The 14,195-nt window shown below is 58.1% G+C and carries 14 protein-coding genes; 5 read left to right on the forward strand and 9 right to left on the reverse strand.

Features of this window, described 5'->3' with window-relative positions; all coding sequences use genetic code 11:
* Nucleotides 1-36: 36 nt before the first annotated feature.
* Both B723_RS00575 and B723_RS00580 read right to left on the reverse strand, forming a co-directional pair.
* Entirely contained in the window at nt 37-234 is a 198-nt protein-coding gene (locus tag B723_RS00575; protein WP_008052036.1) for a YbdD/YjiX family protein, read from the reverse strand.
* Nucleotides 235-248: 14 nt separating this feature from the next.
* Nucleotides 249-2,315 (reverse strand): carbon starvation CstA family protein, encoded by a 2,067-nt coding sequence (locus B723_RS00580; RefSeq protein WP_017340881.1) that lies wholly within the window; start codon nt 2,313-2,315, stop codon nt 249-251.
* Between the two features lie 158 nt (nt 2,316-2,473).
* On the opposite strand from B723_RS00580, the gene B723_RS00585 reads away from it, so the two are divergent.
* Entirely contained in the window at nt 2,474-2,842 is a 369-nt protein-coding gene (locus B723_RS00585; RefSeq protein ID WP_017340882.1) for a PilZ domain-containing protein, read from the forward strand.
* A 47-nt stretch (nt 2,843-2,889) separates the two neighbouring features.
* On the opposite strand, the gene radA is transcribed toward B723_RS00585, so the two are convergent.
* A complete protein-coding gene (radA, locus tag B723_RS00590; RefSeq protein ID WP_008040321.1) occupies nt 2,890-4,257 on the reverse strand; it encodes a DNA repair protein RadA in 1,368 nt (455 codons plus the stop codon).
* A gap of 635 nt (nt 4,258-4,892) precedes the next feature.
* Here radA and mscL point away from each other — a divergent pair.
* Nucleotides 4,893-5,309 carry a large-conductance mechanosensitive channel protein MscL gene (mscL, locus tag B723_RS00595; RefSeq protein ID WP_017340883.1) on the forward strand — a complete coding sequence of 139 codons (417 nt, stop codon included), beginning with the start codon at nt 4,893-4,895 and terminating at the stop codon, nt 5,307-5,309.
* A gap of 41 nt (nt 5,310-5,350) precedes the next feature.
* Here mscL and B723_RS00600 read toward each other — a convergent pair whose 3' ends face one another.
* Nucleotides 5,351-6,127: a ferredoxin--NADP reductase gene (locus tag B723_RS00600; protein WP_017340884.1), complete on the reverse strand. Its 777-nt coding sequence runs from the start codon at nt 6,125-6,127 to the stop codon at nt 5,351-5,353.
* Between the two features lie 340 nt (nt 6,128-6,467).
* Here B723_RS00600 and B723_RS00605 point away from each other — a divergent pair, with 340 nt between their 5' ends.
* The gene (locus B723_RS00605) at nt 6,468-7,199 is read left to right on the forward strand and encodes a helix-turn-helix transcriptional regulator (protein WP_017340885.1); all 732 of its coding nucleotides are present in this window, start codon (nt 6,468-6,470) and stop codon (nt 7,197-7,199) included.
* Nucleotides 7,200-7,360: 161 nt separating this feature from the next.
* Nucleotides 7,361-8,485, forward strand: a complete 1,125-nt coding sequence (locus B723_RS00610) for a methyltransferase (protein WP_017340886.1) — start codon at nt 7,361-7,363, stop codon at nt 8,483-8,485.
* A gap of 78 nt (nt 8,486-8,563) precedes the next feature.
* Here B723_RS00610 and B723_RS31785 read toward each other — a convergent pair whose 3' ends face one another.
* The 3 genes from B723_RS31785 to B723_RS00620 are packed head-to-tail and all read right to left on the reverse strand — an operon-like array spanning nt 8,564 to nt 11,239.
* Nucleotides 8,564-8,731 carry a DUF2474 domain-containing protein gene (locus B723_RS31785; RefSeq protein WP_080995174.1) on the reverse strand — a complete coding sequence of 56 codons (168 nt, stop codon included), beginning with the start codon at nt 8,729-8,731 and terminating at the stop codon, nt 8,564-8,566.
* Between the two features lie 57 nt (nt 8,732-8,788).
* The gene (gene cydB, locus B723_RS00615) at nt 8,789-9,796 is read right to left on the reverse strand and encodes a cytochrome d ubiquinol oxidase subunit II (RefSeq protein WP_017340888.1); all 1,008 of its coding nucleotides are present in this window, start codon (nt 9,794-9,796) and stop codon (nt 8,789-8,791) included.
* Between the two features lie 3 nt (nt 9,797-9,799).
* Nucleotides 9,800-11,239, reverse strand: coding sequence for a cytochrome ubiquinol oxidase subunit I (locus B723_RS00620; RefSeq protein ID WP_017340889.1), 1,440 nt, complete (start codon nt 11,237-11,239; stop codon nt 9,800-9,802).
* A gap of 450 nt (nt 11,240-11,689) precedes the next feature.
* Between B723_RS00620 and B723_RS00625 the strand changes: the two genes are divergently transcribed.
* Nucleotides 11,690-12,928 (forward strand): MFS transporter, encoded by a 1,239-nt coding sequence (locus B723_RS00625; RefSeq protein ID WP_017340890.1) that lies wholly within the window; start codon nt 11,690-11,692, stop codon nt 12,926-12,928.
* A gap of 6 nt (nt 12,929-12,934) precedes the next feature.
* Here B723_RS00625 and B723_RS00630 read toward each other — a convergent pair whose 3' ends face one another.
* Together B723_RS00630 and B723_RS00635 are read right to left on the reverse strand one after the other, a co-directional pair.
* Entirely contained in the window at nt 12,935-13,486 is a 552-nt protein-coding gene (locus tag B723_RS00630; protein ID WP_017340891.1) for a DJ-1 family glyoxalase III, read from the reverse strand.
* Between the two features lie 66 nt (nt 13,487-13,552).
* Nucleotides 13,553-13,999: a DUF4879 domain-containing protein gene (locus B723_RS00635; protein ID WP_017340892.1), complete on the reverse strand. Its 447-nt coding sequence runs from the start codon at nt 13,997-13,999 to the stop codon at nt 13,553-13,555.
* Between the last annotated feature and the right edge of the window lie 196 nt (nt 14,000-14,195).

Genomic DNA, 14,195 nt, shown 5'->3' on the forward strand with positions numbered 1-14,195 from the left:
GCTCCCACAGGGGTTGCTGCTAATCCGGCAACCGGGTCAACAGCACTTGGGCCCACCCTTGCCACCGTAACGGGCTTCCTGACGTTCCCGGAAGAACATTTCGTAGCTCATCACCGGTTTGTCCGGGTGTTTGCTCTGCATGTGCTCGACGTAGTTGTCGTAGTCGGGCATGCCGACCATCAGGCGCGCGGCCTGACCGAGGTATTTACCGAGGCGACTCAGGTCATTGAACATCGTGCATTCCTCGATTACGCATCAGGCAGCGCCTGGAACGGTGCTTCTTTATCCGTACGCTCCTTGGTACCCCAGGCGGAAATACCGACCTTGAGCGCATAGAACAGGATACTGAAGACCACAAACAGGAACAGTGCCGTCAGCGTTGCGTTGGTGTAGGCATTGAAGATCACGTGTTGCATCTGAGTGATGTCCTTGGCCGGGGCGAGGATCTGACCGTTGGCCAGCGCATCGCTGTATTTCTTCGCCAGCGACAGGAAGCCGATCGCCGGGTTGGCGTCGAACAGCTTGATGAAGCCGGCCGTGGTGGTGCAGATCAGCAGCCATACTGCCGGGAGCATCGTGACCCAGACGTAGCGTTGACGTTTCATTTTGATCAGCACGACGGTGCCGAGCATCAGCGCGATACCGGCCAGCATCTGGTTGGATATACCAAACAGCGGCCACAAGGTGTTGATGCCGCCCAGCGGATCGATCACGCCCTGGTACAGCAACCAGCCCCACATCGCCACGCAACCGGCGGTGGCGATCAGGTTGGCCGTCCAGGATTCGGTGCGTTTCAGCGCCGGTACGAAGGAGCCAAGCAAGTCCTGGAGCATGAAGCGTCCGGCACGGGTACCGGCGTCTACCGCGGTCAGGATGAACAGCGCTTCGAACAGGATCGCGAAGTGGTACCAGAACGCCATGGTGTTTTCACCCGGCAGGACACTGTGCAGGATCTGCGCGATACCGACCGCCAGGGTCGGCGCACCGCCCGCGCGGGCCAGAATGGTAGTTTCACCGATGTCCTTGGCCACTGCTTGCAGCGCTTCCGGAGTAATTGCAAAACCCCAACTGCTGACGGTTTGAGCCACAGCCACCACATCACCACCGACGACTGCCGCTGGACTGTTCATGGCGAAGTAGACGCCCGGCTCGATCACCGACGCGGCGACCATCGCCATGATGGCGACGAAGGATTCCATCAGCATGGCGCCGTAACCGATGTAACGGGAGTTGACTTCGTTATCCAGCAGTTTTGGCGTGGTGCCGGACGAGATCAGTGCGTGGAAACCCGAGACCGCGCCACAGGCGATGGTGATGAACAGGAACGGGAACAGACCGCCCTTCCACACCGGACCAGTGCCATCGACGAACTGGGTCAATGCCGGCATTTTCAGCTCTGGCATGGTGATCAGGATGCCGATCGCCAGAGCCACGATGGTGCCGATTTTCAGGAACGTCGACAGGTAGTCACGTGGCGCCAGGATCAGCCAGACCGGTAACGAGGCGGCCACGAAACCGTAACCGACCAGCATCCACGTAATCTGGACGCCATTGAAGGTGAACGCCTTGGCCCAGACCGGATCGGCAGCAATCTGCCCGCCCAGCCAGATCGACCCCAGCAGCAGCAATACGCCGACCACGGAGATTTCACCGATACGACCCGGACGGATGTAGCGCATGTAAATGCCCATGAACATCGCGATCGGGATGGTCGCCATCACCGTGAAAATACCCCACGGGCTCTCGGCCAGGGCTTTGACCACGATCAGCGCCAGCACCGCGAGGATGATGATCATGATCAGGAAGCAGCCGAACAGCGCGATGGTGCCGGGGATGCGGCCCATTTCTTCACGGACCATATCGCCCAGGGAGCGACCGTTGCGGCGGGTGGACATGAACAGGACCATGAAGTCCTGAACCGCACCGGCCAGCACCACGCCGGCAATCAGCCACAGCGTGCCGGGCAAGTAGCCCATCTGCGCCGCCAATACCGGACCGACCAGCGGACCTGCGCCGGCGATGGCCGCGAAATGGTGACCGAAGAGGATGTGTTTGTTGGTCGGTACGTAGTCCAGACCGTCGTTGTTGAGCACGGCGGGGGTGGCCCGTCGCGAATCGAGTTGCATCACATTGTTAGCGATGAACAGACTGTAGTAACGGTACGCAACCAGATAAATGGCCACGGCGGCGACCACAATCCACAAGGCATTGATTGCCTCGCCGCGACGCAATGCCACTACACCAAGGGCGCACGCGCCTACGATTGCCAGCAGCAGCCAGGGTAGGTGGCGTAGCAGGCTATTATTATTTTTCATTTTTTTATTCCAGCCAGGGTGGACAAGAAAGACAGCCACCCCGAGTTTAGCTCGGCTGACGGCAAAGGCCATACCCCGACGTTGGTCTGGACGCCCTCTGGGCTGGCAGGCTTTGACAATGCGGGTCTATAGTCAGCGAACATTCAGAGGATTGCGCCATGAGTGAACACCCTGCCGATCGCCGCCGCTTCAAACGTATTGAGTTCGACGCCCGAACAGAGCTGTGCCAAGGGGACTTCATCTGGCCAGTGAAGTTGATTGACCTGTCACTCAAGGGGTTGCTGATCGAAAAACCCGAGCCGTGGCTGGGCGATCGGGCAAAGGCTTTTTCCGTCGACATTCATCTGAATAAAGACGTCGAGATCAAGATGGATGTGCAGCTAACGCACGACGATCACGGCCAGCTGGGTTTCGTCTGCCGACACATCAGCCTGGATTCCATCGAGCGCCTGCGGCGGTTGATCGAACTCAATCTGGGGGATCAGAAGGCGATGGAGCGGGAATTGGGTGCGCTTATAGAGGTGTGAACATGCCATTGCAGGAGCCCGCTTGCTGGCTCCTGCAATGATGGAGGTTATTCGAACAATGCGTCGAGAGCCTGTTCCAGACGCGTCACGGCAATAATCTGCAACCCCGGCGGCGCCTCTTTCGGCGCGTTGCCCTTGGGCACAATGGCCCGTTTGAAGCCGTGCTTGGCGGCTTCCTTCAAACGCTCCTGACCGCTGGGCACCGGGCGCACTTCGCCAGACAAACCGACTTCACCGAACACCAGCAGATCATGGGGCAGTGGCCGGTTGCGCAAACTGGACATGACCGCCGCCATCAGCGCCAGGTCCGAAGCGGTTTCCAACACCTTCACGCCACCCACCACGTTGAGGAACACGTCCTGATCGTGGGTCGGAATGCCGCCATGGCGGTGCAGTACTGCCAGCAACATCGCCAGCCGGTTCTGATCCAGTCCCAGCGTGACGCGGCGCGGGTTGGCCAAATGGCTGTCATCCACCAGCGCCTGGACTTCCACCAGCATCGGTCGGGTCCCTTCCCACGTCGCCATGACCACACTGCCCGGTACTTCTTCCTGAGCACGGGTCAGAAAAATCGCCGACGGATTGGACACTTCCTTCAAGCCCTTGTCGGTCATGCCGAACACGCCCAGTTCGTTGACTGCACCGAAACGGTTCTTCACCGCCCGCAACAAGCGCAAGCGACCGTCGGATTCACCCTCGAAATACAGCACGGTATCGACCATGTGCTCCAGCACGCGCGGACCGGCCAGCGCACCTTCTTTCGTCACGTGGCCAACCAGAAAAATCGCCGTGCCGCTCTGCTTGGCGTAGCGCACCAGCAATGCCGCGCTCTCCCGAACCTGGGACACGCCGCCCGGTGCCGATTGCAGTTGCTCGGTGAAGATCGTCTGAATCGAGTCGATCACCATGACCTTGGGCTTTTCGACCCGGGCAGTGGCGATGATGGTTTCGATGCAGGTTTCGGTCATGACGCGCAGTTGATCCTGCGGCAATCCAAGACGCCGGGCGCGCATGGCCACCTGTTGCTGGGACTCTTCGCCGGTGACATACAGCGCCGGCATGCTTTTGGCGAGGTTGCACAAGGTTTGCAAAAGAATGGTTGATTTGCCGATGCCGGGGTCACCGCCGATCAGCACCACCGAACCGTCCACCAGACCGCCACCCAAGACCCGGTCCAGTTCACTGGACGCGGTGGAAAAGCGCGGTATTTCCTCGACGCTGACTTCGGCCAGGGTCTTGATCTGCGCCTGTTGGCCGGTCCAGCCGGTGCGACCGCTGGGGGCCGCAGCCCCGCCGCTCTCGACCATGGTTTCGGTCAAGGTGTTCCAGGCCCCGCACTCGCCGCACTGGCCGGCCCACTTGGGGAAGGTTGAGCCGCACTCGGTGCAGCCGTACATGCGTTTGGCCTTGGCCATCTGAACTCCCGGCAAAAAACGCGATGATAGCTCAGCTGGACTGATTCGGCGCGAAGCAGTTGCCCAATGAAACTTGGGCCGAAACTTTTACGATTGCCGGGACTGTCGAGTGACGGCACACAAATCTGTACAACTTTGCGTATCGACACTCCCATTAAAATCCGGACGGCCCTTTCAACAACATTGAAAAGCTGTACAAACCATTTAAATCTCGCTTGGAAAACGTACAACATATTCTTCAATATTATTGTCTTGGCAAGACACACCAACTTACTGGCAATTTAACAGCATGTACAACTTGCCCTGAACCGACGGCTTATACACTCCAACTAACAATGTAAAACTTCAGAGCTCCTATTACTCAATACAACAAGTCGACATCCATTCAACCGCTTCCCTTTCAAACTTTGAAACGATCCGACTATTAGCAGGCCGAACAGGCTGACACCGATAAAGCACGTCCCCGCAATGAAACGGTCACCACGGACAGATCGCAAGGATGATGGCATTTTGTAAACTTTTTTTCGACGACCCGGTCGATAGCAGGCAAGCTCTGTAAGCAGTTGTTTCGGGCGAGAAGCCTTTGGCTGATTTACACTGCATTACCAACCTCATCTGTAACAAGGAAATAACCTATGGGCGTGATAAGTGAGTTCAAGGCCTTCGCGGTCAAAGGCAACGTGGTCGACATGGCCGTCGGGATCATCATAGGCGCCGCTTTCGGCAAGATCGTTTCGTCTTTTGTCGGCGATGTGGTCATGCCGCCAATCGGCCTGCTGATCGGTGGGGTGGACTTCAGTGACCTGGCCATTACGCTCAAGGCTGCCAACGGGGACATTCCCGCGGTGGTGCTGGCGTACGGTAAATTCATTCAGAGCATGATCGACTTCATCATCGTCGCGTTCGCGATCTTCATGGGCGTCAAAGCCATCAACCGCTTGAAGCGCGAAGAGGCCGTTGCGCCCACCCTGCCGCCTGTTCCGACCAAGGAAGAAGAGCTGCTGGGTGAGATCCGCGATCTGCTGAAGGCCCAGAACAATCGGCCTGAATGATCTGATGCACGCAAAAACGGCGCCTTCGTGGCGCCGTTTTTTTACCAGTAGTTTTCCACTGCCACCTGCCCGGGGCGTCGGCTGAGGCTCAAGTGCATGTCGCGCTGTTTCAGCAGTTTTCGCGTTTCATCGATCATCTGTGGGTTACCACAAAGCATGACCCGCGAATGCTCGGCCGTCAGCGCCACACCCGCTACCCGTTCAAGTTCGCCATTGTCGATCAGCGTTGTGATCCTGCCATTCAAGGCACCCGGATGCTCCTCGCGCGTGACAGTGGCGATAAATTGCAGCTTGTGTGCGTACTCGGCCAGATAGTCACGTTGCGCCAACCCCGAGATCAGCTCCTGATAAGCCAGCTCCCTGGCTTCACGCACGCTGTAGACCAGGATGATTCTTTCGAATTTCTCCCAGACTTCGAAGTCCTGCAGGATTGACAAAAACGGCGCCACGCCGGTGCCTGTGGATAGCAACCAGAGATCACGTCCGTCAGCAAAACGGTCAAGCGTCAGGTAACCAAAGGCCTGACGGTCAACCAGCAGGGTATCGCCCTCGCCCAACCGACTCAGCTCACTGGTGAATTCGCCGCCCGGCACCACAATGGAAAAGAACTCGAGGAATTCGTCATAGGGTGAAGAGACCATGGAATAAGCACGCCATACGGTGCTGCCATCGGCCTTGGTGACCCCTAGCCGGGCGAACTGTCCGGCACGAAAGCGAAAGCCTGGATCCCGAGTCGTGCGTAGAGTGAACAGGTTCGGGGTCAACGGCTGGACGTCGAGCAGGGTCTGGCGTGTGAATTTTTCTGCGCTGGCGGTCATGGGGCGCTCCATTGAACAGGTGGCTCCAGTGTCCCGCAAAACATGCGAATTAAACACGGACGATTTGTGGTGACTTTAATGCGCATTATCAACCCCCCCTATCACCGGAAACATTAATTTTACGGACTATTCGGTTAATTCGGACGATTCAAATTAAGGCTGTCATTCAATATTACATCCTATGTAAATCGACATTTATTAGAACCAGATATTTAGTTTTTAACTTGTTTACAAAGCCAAAAAATCTCACCATGCATGTAGGAATCATCCTACACTCGTTGCGTGCTGGATCTCGGATCCAATTTGCACCCCAGAGAATATTGGATAATGGAGATACAAGATGGAGCGATGGAAGGAATCACAACTCAATCAACTGTCGAAAACGACGGATATAGAAAACGCCTATCGGATCGCCCTTGGATTTGCGAAAAACATCGGGTTTAAATTTTTTGCCTTTTCAACTACTTATCAAACGAATAACAACCAGTTCAATACCGTACGACACAACAACTATCCGGCCGACTGGAATCAGGAATATGAACGAAAGAATCTGAGATCAATCGATCCGGTAGTAGCCCATTGCAATCACTCCATGCTGCCCATTCTGTGGAGCGAAAACCTTTTCTCCAACGTTCCTTCACTGTGGGAGGCCCTTGTAGCGCAAGGTTTGGAGCATGGCTGGTCACAATCGTTTCACGACGAAAAGAGTGGTTTGTGCAGCATTCTGAGCCTGGCCAGGAGCCACTCTCCAATCACCGCATTGGAGGTGTATGAAAATTTTGGCTTCTCAATGCTCATGTCCAGTCATCTCCATGAGTTGATCGCACGATCGTTACCCCAAAAAACGGCAAAACCGGCAACCCCGCATCTCTCACCACGCGAAATCGCCGTATTGGAACTGGCAGCAACGGGCAAGACAGCAGAGCAAAGCGCCAGGATTCTTAACCTCAGTGCCCGTACCGTCCATTTCCACACGCAAAGCTGCATCGAGAAACTCGGGGTCTGCAACAAGATTTCGGCAATCATTGCCGCCATCAAGGCCGGTTACCTGGACAGCACTTCGATCCGTTGAGGATCAAAACCTGCGAGTAATCCAATAGAAAAAAACGTACCATCTGCGACGCCTCCAGAGTGTTGACGTGTGAACCTTCACGACGCAGTACGCTCGGAGCCTCGCCCGCTACAACGCCCCTGGGCCGCGGGAAACCCGTTGATTACCCAGAGCCCCGCCCCATGCCTTTGCTCGAAACACCCTTCGCCCGCCTCGACCTTATCCGCCAGCCCGAACAGCAGAACGAACCGCTGCAAGCGTTTGATGCCGCCGACGAATACCTGCTCAATCATCTGGCCGAACAGCAACCGACCGCGAACACTCGCGTGCTGGTGCTCAATGACAGCTTCGGCGCATTGGCCGCCAGCCTGGCAGGCAAGGTTCAGGTAACCACCAGCGGCGATTCGTTCCTGGCCTTCCAGGGGCTGGAAAAGAATCTGATCCGCAACGGCCAGGCATTTGATGCCGTGCCGAGTGTACCTGCCAGCGAAGCAGTCACCGGCCCGTTTGACCGGGTGCTGATCCGGGTACCGAAAACCCTGGCTCTGCTGGAGGAGCAACTGATCCGCCTGCAAAACCAGCTGGCACCCGGCGCCCAAGTGATTGCCGGCGCCATGATCAAGCATCTGCCGCGGGCCGCCGGGGATTTACTGGAGCGCTACATTGGTCCGGTGCAAGCATCATTGGCGGTGAAAAAGGCTCGACTGTTGATCGCTACGGCTGAAGCCAAAGCGCCCGCGACATCCCCCTACCCGACCCGCTATCGTCTCGACACGCCGTCCATCGAGCTGCTCAACCACGCCAACGTATTTTGCCGCGAGGGCCTGGACATCGGCACGCGGGCGTTTCTCCCGCACTTGCCGACGAACCTTGGCCCGGCGCGGGTCGCCGACCTCGGTTGCGGCAACGGTGTACTGGCCATCGCCAGTGCCCTGCAAAATCCCGAAGCGCACTTCACGCTGGTGGACGAGTCCTTCATGGCTGTGCAATCGGCTGCCGAAAACTGGCGCGCAGCGCTGGGTGATCGGGACGTGATCGTGCGTCCCGGAGATGGTTTGGCCGGGCAGGAACCACAATCGCTGGACGTGGTGCTATGCAACCCGCCGTTTCATCAGCAGCAAGTGGTGGGTGACTTTCTGGCCTGGCGGATGTTCCAGCAAGCCCGGGAAGCGCTGGTGGTGGGCGGTGCACTGTATATCGTCGGCAATCGTCATCTGGGTTATCACAGCAAGCTGGCGCGGTTGTTCCGTGGTGTTGAACAAGTGGCAGCCACGCCGAAATTCGTGATTCTTAAAGCCCGAAAGTAATTCCGGGCAAAAAAAAACCCTCCAGCGCAGGAGGGTTGTAAATCCGTGCCGCAAGGCATCGGGATGGGATCTTGCGAATCAGTGCGTCGACAGGCCTGCGGCATTCATGAACATGCGCATCAGGCTCGCGACGATGAAGAGCGCCACTACGCTGCCGGTCCAGATCATCACCAGCCAGCCGAGACGCTGCCACAGCGGTTTTTTCTCCGCTGCTTCGATTTCCTGCAAGGAATGTTTGCCAGCCATCATCGTGATCTCCTCTGAAATGGCGCGGGTTTCAACCCTGCGCCATTGCGGTGTGCGCTAGTGGTAGCCGTCTTCGTGGGTGACCTTGCCGCGGAACACGTAGTAGCTCCAGAAGGTGTAACCCAGGATAAACGGGATGATGAACAACGTTCCCACCAGCATGAAACCCTGACTCTGCGGCGGTGCGGCGGCGTCCCAGATCGAGATCGACGGTGGCACGATGTTCGGCCACAGGCTGATACCCAGACCGCTGTAGCCGAGGAAGATCAGCACCAGTGTCAGCAGGAACGGCGTGTAGTTCGCATTGCGGGCCACGGCGCGAATAAGGCCGTACATGGTCACCAGCACCAGAATCGGCACCGGCAGGAACCAGAACAGATTCGGCAACGTGAACCAGCGCGCGGAGATCTCGGGGTGAGCCAGCGGCGTCCAGATGCTGACGATGCCGATCACAGCCAACACCACAAAGGCCAGTGGCCGCGCCAGGTCATGCATCTGTTCCTGCAACTTGCCTTCGGTTTTCATGATCAGCCAGGTGCAACCGAGCAGCGCATAAGCCACCACCAGTGCGACGCCGCAGAACATCGTAAAGGGCGTCAACCAGTCCAGTGAACCGCCGGCGAACTGACGGTTGACCACCGGCAATCCATCAATGAACGCCCCCAGAGCCACGCCCTGGAAGAACGTCGCGGCGATCGAACCACCGATGAACGCTTTATCCCAAAGGTGACGCTTGTCGTCCTTGGCCTTGAAGCGGAACTCGAACGCCACGCCGCGGAAGATCAGCCCGATCAACATGAAAATCAGCGGCAGGTACAGCGCCGAGAGCACCACTGAATACGCCAGTGGAAAGGCGCCGAACAACGCTGCCCCCCCCAGAACCAGCCAGGTTTCATTGCCGTCCCACACCGGTGCGACGGTGTTCATCATCACGTCACGGTCGGTCTTGCCCGGGATGAACGGAAAGAGAATCCCGATCCCCAGGTCGAAACCGTCCATGACCACGTACATCATGATGCCGAAGATGATGATCACGGCCCAGATCAGCGGAAGATCAATACCCATGACTCAAATCTCCTTTTGCAGGCTGGGGTCGTGGTCGGCATCGACGGAATCGTCGGCAGCGGACAGCGGACGGGCCGGCGTACGTTTCTTGCCTGGACCGCCCTCGGGCGTTTCCGCGCCTTCGCCGATCTTCGGACCTTTGCGCACCAGACGCATCATGTAGCCCAAACCTGCGCCGAACAGCGCGAAATAGACTACGACGAACAGGATCAGCGTGATGCTCATCTGCAGGAAGCTGTGATTGGACGACGCGTCTGCCGTGCGCATCAAACCGTAGACGACCCACGGCTGGCGGCCGATTTCAGTGGTAAACCAGCCGGCGAGTATCGCGATCAGGCCGGATGGCCCCATCCACAACGCCAGGTACAGGAACGGTCGCGAGGTGTACAACCTGTCGCGCTTGCGCAGCCACAGGCTCCACAAACCGGTGAAGATCATCAACATGCCCAGGCCGACCATGATCCGGAACGACCAGAACACGATGGTCGAATTCGGCCGGTCTTCAGGCGGGAACTCCTTGAGCGCCGGCACCTGCTTGTCCAGCGAGTGGGTGAGGATCAGGCTGCCCAGGTACGGGATTTCAACGGCAAATCTGGTCTTCTCGGCTTTCATGTCCGGCCAGCCGAACAGGATCAGCGGAGTCGGTTCATCGCCGTGGTTTTCCCAGTGGCCTTCGATCGCCGCGATTTTCGCCGGCTGGTGCTCCAACGTGTTGAGGCCGTGGAAGTCACCGATGACCGCTTGAATCGGTGCCACGATCAGAGCCATCCACATGGCCATCGAGAGCATGGTGCGGATCGCCGGGTTGTCCTTGCCGCGCAGTAAATGCCAGGCCGCCGATGAACCGACGAAGAACGCCGTCGCCACGAATGCGGCCGTGGCCATGTGCATCAGGCGGTACGGGAACGACGGATTGAAGATCACCGCCAGCCAGTCGGTTGGAATGACCTGGCCGTTGATGATTTCGTAGCCCTGCGGGGTCTGCATCCAACTGTTGGAAGCGAGAATCCAGAAGGTCGAGATCAGCGTGCCGATGGCGACCATGACCGTGGCGAAAAAGTGCAGGTTGCGCCCGACCTTGTTCCAGCCGAACAGCATCACCCCAAGGAATCCAGCCTCGAGGAAGAAGGCCGTCAGTACTTCGTACGTCAGCAACGGCCCGGTCACGGAACCGGCGAAGTCCGAGAATCGGCTCCAGTTGGTGCCGAACTGATAGGCCATGACCAGCCCGGAGACCACCCCCATGCCGAAGTTGACGGCAAAAATCTTCGACCAGAAGTGGTACAGGTCGCGGTAGGTGTCGTTATGGGTTTTCAGCCACAGGCCTTCGAGCACCGCCAGGTAACTCGCCAGGCCAATGGTGATGGCCGGGAACAGGATGTGGAACGAGATGGTGAACGCGAACTGAATTCGGGCGAGATCAAGCGCCTCCAAACCGAACATAAGTCTTCCTCTGTCAGGTAATACCGGCTGAAGGCTTGCGGCCTGCACCCACTGCCCCCACGGATATGGAGTGTGGCGAATTTGAATTCGTTCTTCTTTTAGCAACATCACACGCAGGGAATCTGGCCATCTGGCCGCCGGATCAATTCCAGAAAGGTTTTGATCTGGATCAAGCATCGCTGAAAGAGTAGTCCGGTTTTTGACGATGGACGGTGTGGTCTTTTGCCGCGTGACAGGTTGCCTCATAGCCCACGCAGTCAGTCGCAGCACATTTCCTGTGGGAATCTGCGGTGAGGGGATTTATCCCCTCGCCACAAAATCCCCACACCATGGGTGGGATATCAGCGCTTTCGGGATCGGTGTCTAGCTAACTGAATTTCCCGCCTCTGCAACTTCTGGTTACAGGTTGGTGATAATCTCGGCCTTCACCTCGCTCAAGACCTGCCTCAGATGCCCAGCCAAGCGCCCTTGCTGTTACGTCATCATCGCCCTTTCATCGCGTTCTGGCTGGCTCGGGTGTTTACCGCCAGCGGCTTTCAGATGCTCACTGTCGCCATCGGCTGGAACCTGTATCAACTGACCGGCAACGTGCTGGATCTGGGCCTGGTCGGCCTGGTGGAATTTGCCCCGCGGGTGCTGTTCATGTTGCACACCGGGCATGTCGCCGATCGCTATGACCGCCGTAAAGTCGCGGCCATCTGTCAGTCATTGCAGGCATTGATTGCGCTGACGCTGGCGATTGGCGGCGCTACCGGCCACGTCACCCGGGAAATGATCTTCATCCTGGCATTTCTGCTCGGCGCCGCTCGCTCCTTCGAGATGCCGACCACCCAGGCGCTATTGCCGAGCATCGTTCCCGCTGCGCTGTTCCCCCGCGCCGTCGCCGCAGCACAGTCGGCGCAACAATCGGCAACCATCGTCGCCCCGGCCTTGGGTGGTTTGTTGTATGCCTTCGGCAGCGTCTGGGTCTACGGGCCGACCGTGATCCTTTATGTGATCGCCTGCCTGTTGATGCTCAACCTGCCCGCCCGGCAAACGCCGCTGAACAAAGGCAAGGCGACTTTGGATTCGCTGTTGGCAGGCATCCGTTTCATTCGCAGCCGTCCGGACATTCTCGGTGCGATTTCCCTCGATCTGTTTGCCGTTCTGTTGGGTGGCGCGACGGCATTGCTGCCGGTGTTCGCCAAAGACATTCTGCTGACCGGGCCATGGGGGCTGGGCCTGCTGCGTTCCGCTCCAGCAGTCGGTGCGTTGCTGATGTCGCTTTGGCTGGCGCGCTTCTCGGTGGATCGCAAGGTCGGTCGGGTGATGTTTACCGCGGTGGGTGTATTTGGCGTCGCGACCATCGCGTTTGGCCTGTCGACCTCGTTCTGGTTCTCGCTGGCCGTGCTGGTGGTGTTGGGCGCGGCAGACATGATCAGCATGGTGATCCGCGCGTCCTTTGTGCAACTGGAAACACCAGATGAGATGCGTGGCCGGGTCAGCGCCGTCAACGGCCTGTTCATCGGCGCCTCGAATCAGTTGGGCGAGTTCGAGTCCGGCCTCACCGCCCACTGGTTTGGCACCGTGCCGGCGGTGGTCATGGGTGGCATCGGCACGCTGGTGGTGACGGGAGTGTGGATTAAGCTGTTCCCTACGCTGGCCAACCGTGATCGCATGCATGTGCCGGTGGAAGAAGCCAGGGTTTGACACCGTTTAAACGACCAACTCCCCCGCCACCGTCAGCCGAGTCGCCTTGCCGCAAAGTTGCTCCACCAGCGTCAGGGCGAACGCCAAAGCGCCCCCTGAACCTTGGGCGGTAACGCAGTTGCCATCGACTACCACCGGTTGATCAACGAAGTTGCAGCCAGACAGTTGATGACTGGCCGAAGGCAGACAGGTCATCCGCCGCTGACGCAGGACGCCAAAAGCCTGGAGTGCCACGGCCGGGGATTCGGCGATGGCGGCGAACAGACGACCTGCCGCCGCCTGATCCTTGATCAATTGTTGCAAGGGTTGATGGGCGGCCAGATGCTGCGCACCGACGGCACCGCCGGGCAGTACGATCAAATCAAACGGCTGGGCCAGCAAATCCACCAGCATCGCATCGGCCGTCACTCGGGTGCCGCGGGCACAGGTGAGCATGCGGCGCCCCTCGATGCTGGCCACCACCACTTCGACCTTGGCGCGGCGCAGCACATCGATCAATGTCACGGTTTGCAGGTCATCGATGCCCTCGGCGAGGGTAATCAGAGCTCTAAAGGTCATGGGCGCAGTCCACAGGATGATCTTTAAAGCGTAGTCAGCTTTCCTGACCCTTGTTCGAGCGGGCCGTTACTTGATGTAAAGCTGCGTCGACATCGTGTTGCCCGGCGCGTTGATGGACGTGTTGCTGAAGGTGAAGGTGCCTTCCTGTTTGCCGGCCAGATCGAAGACATACAGGTAGCCGACAGTTTTTCTGCCGACGGTGCACTCGGTCAGGTTGCCGTTATCAAACGCACACACCGGGGTCCGGGTGCCGTTCACTTCAAAACCGTCCAGCCCGACTTGCGCGCGACGACCGTAGCCGACTTCGAGCACGTAAACCTTGATGTTAGGTCCAGTGTGATCGCAGCCCGTTTTCACTTGCCCCGGCGAAATGCTCTCAAAACCGCACGCCGGCGATTCGACCTTGAGCACCTGGACCTGGCTCAACGGTGCCGCCGAAGCAGCCCAAGCGCTTTGCGCCCCCAGCAACAAGGCAATCAATGCTCCAAATACGGCAACCAGACGCTTTTTCATGCAATCCCCATGTCCCCCAAAATCCAGCGCGCAGTATGGCGCACTTGGCTTTAACGCAAAACATCGACGACGATCACAGCCATAAGCAGCCACAGCCCCACGCTGCTGGTATGATGCGCGGCTTTTTCCGACCGACAGAAAATTACCAGGCGCCTGCAGCGGTCTGTGCTTTGCTGTTGAGGTCGATACATTCACG

Source organism: Pseudomonas fluorescens NCIMB 11764, from assembly GCF_000293885.2.
Classification (GTDB): domain Bacteria; phylum Pseudomonadota; class Gammaproteobacteria; order Pseudomonadales; family Pseudomonadaceae; genus Aquipseudomonas; species Aquipseudomonas fluorescens_B.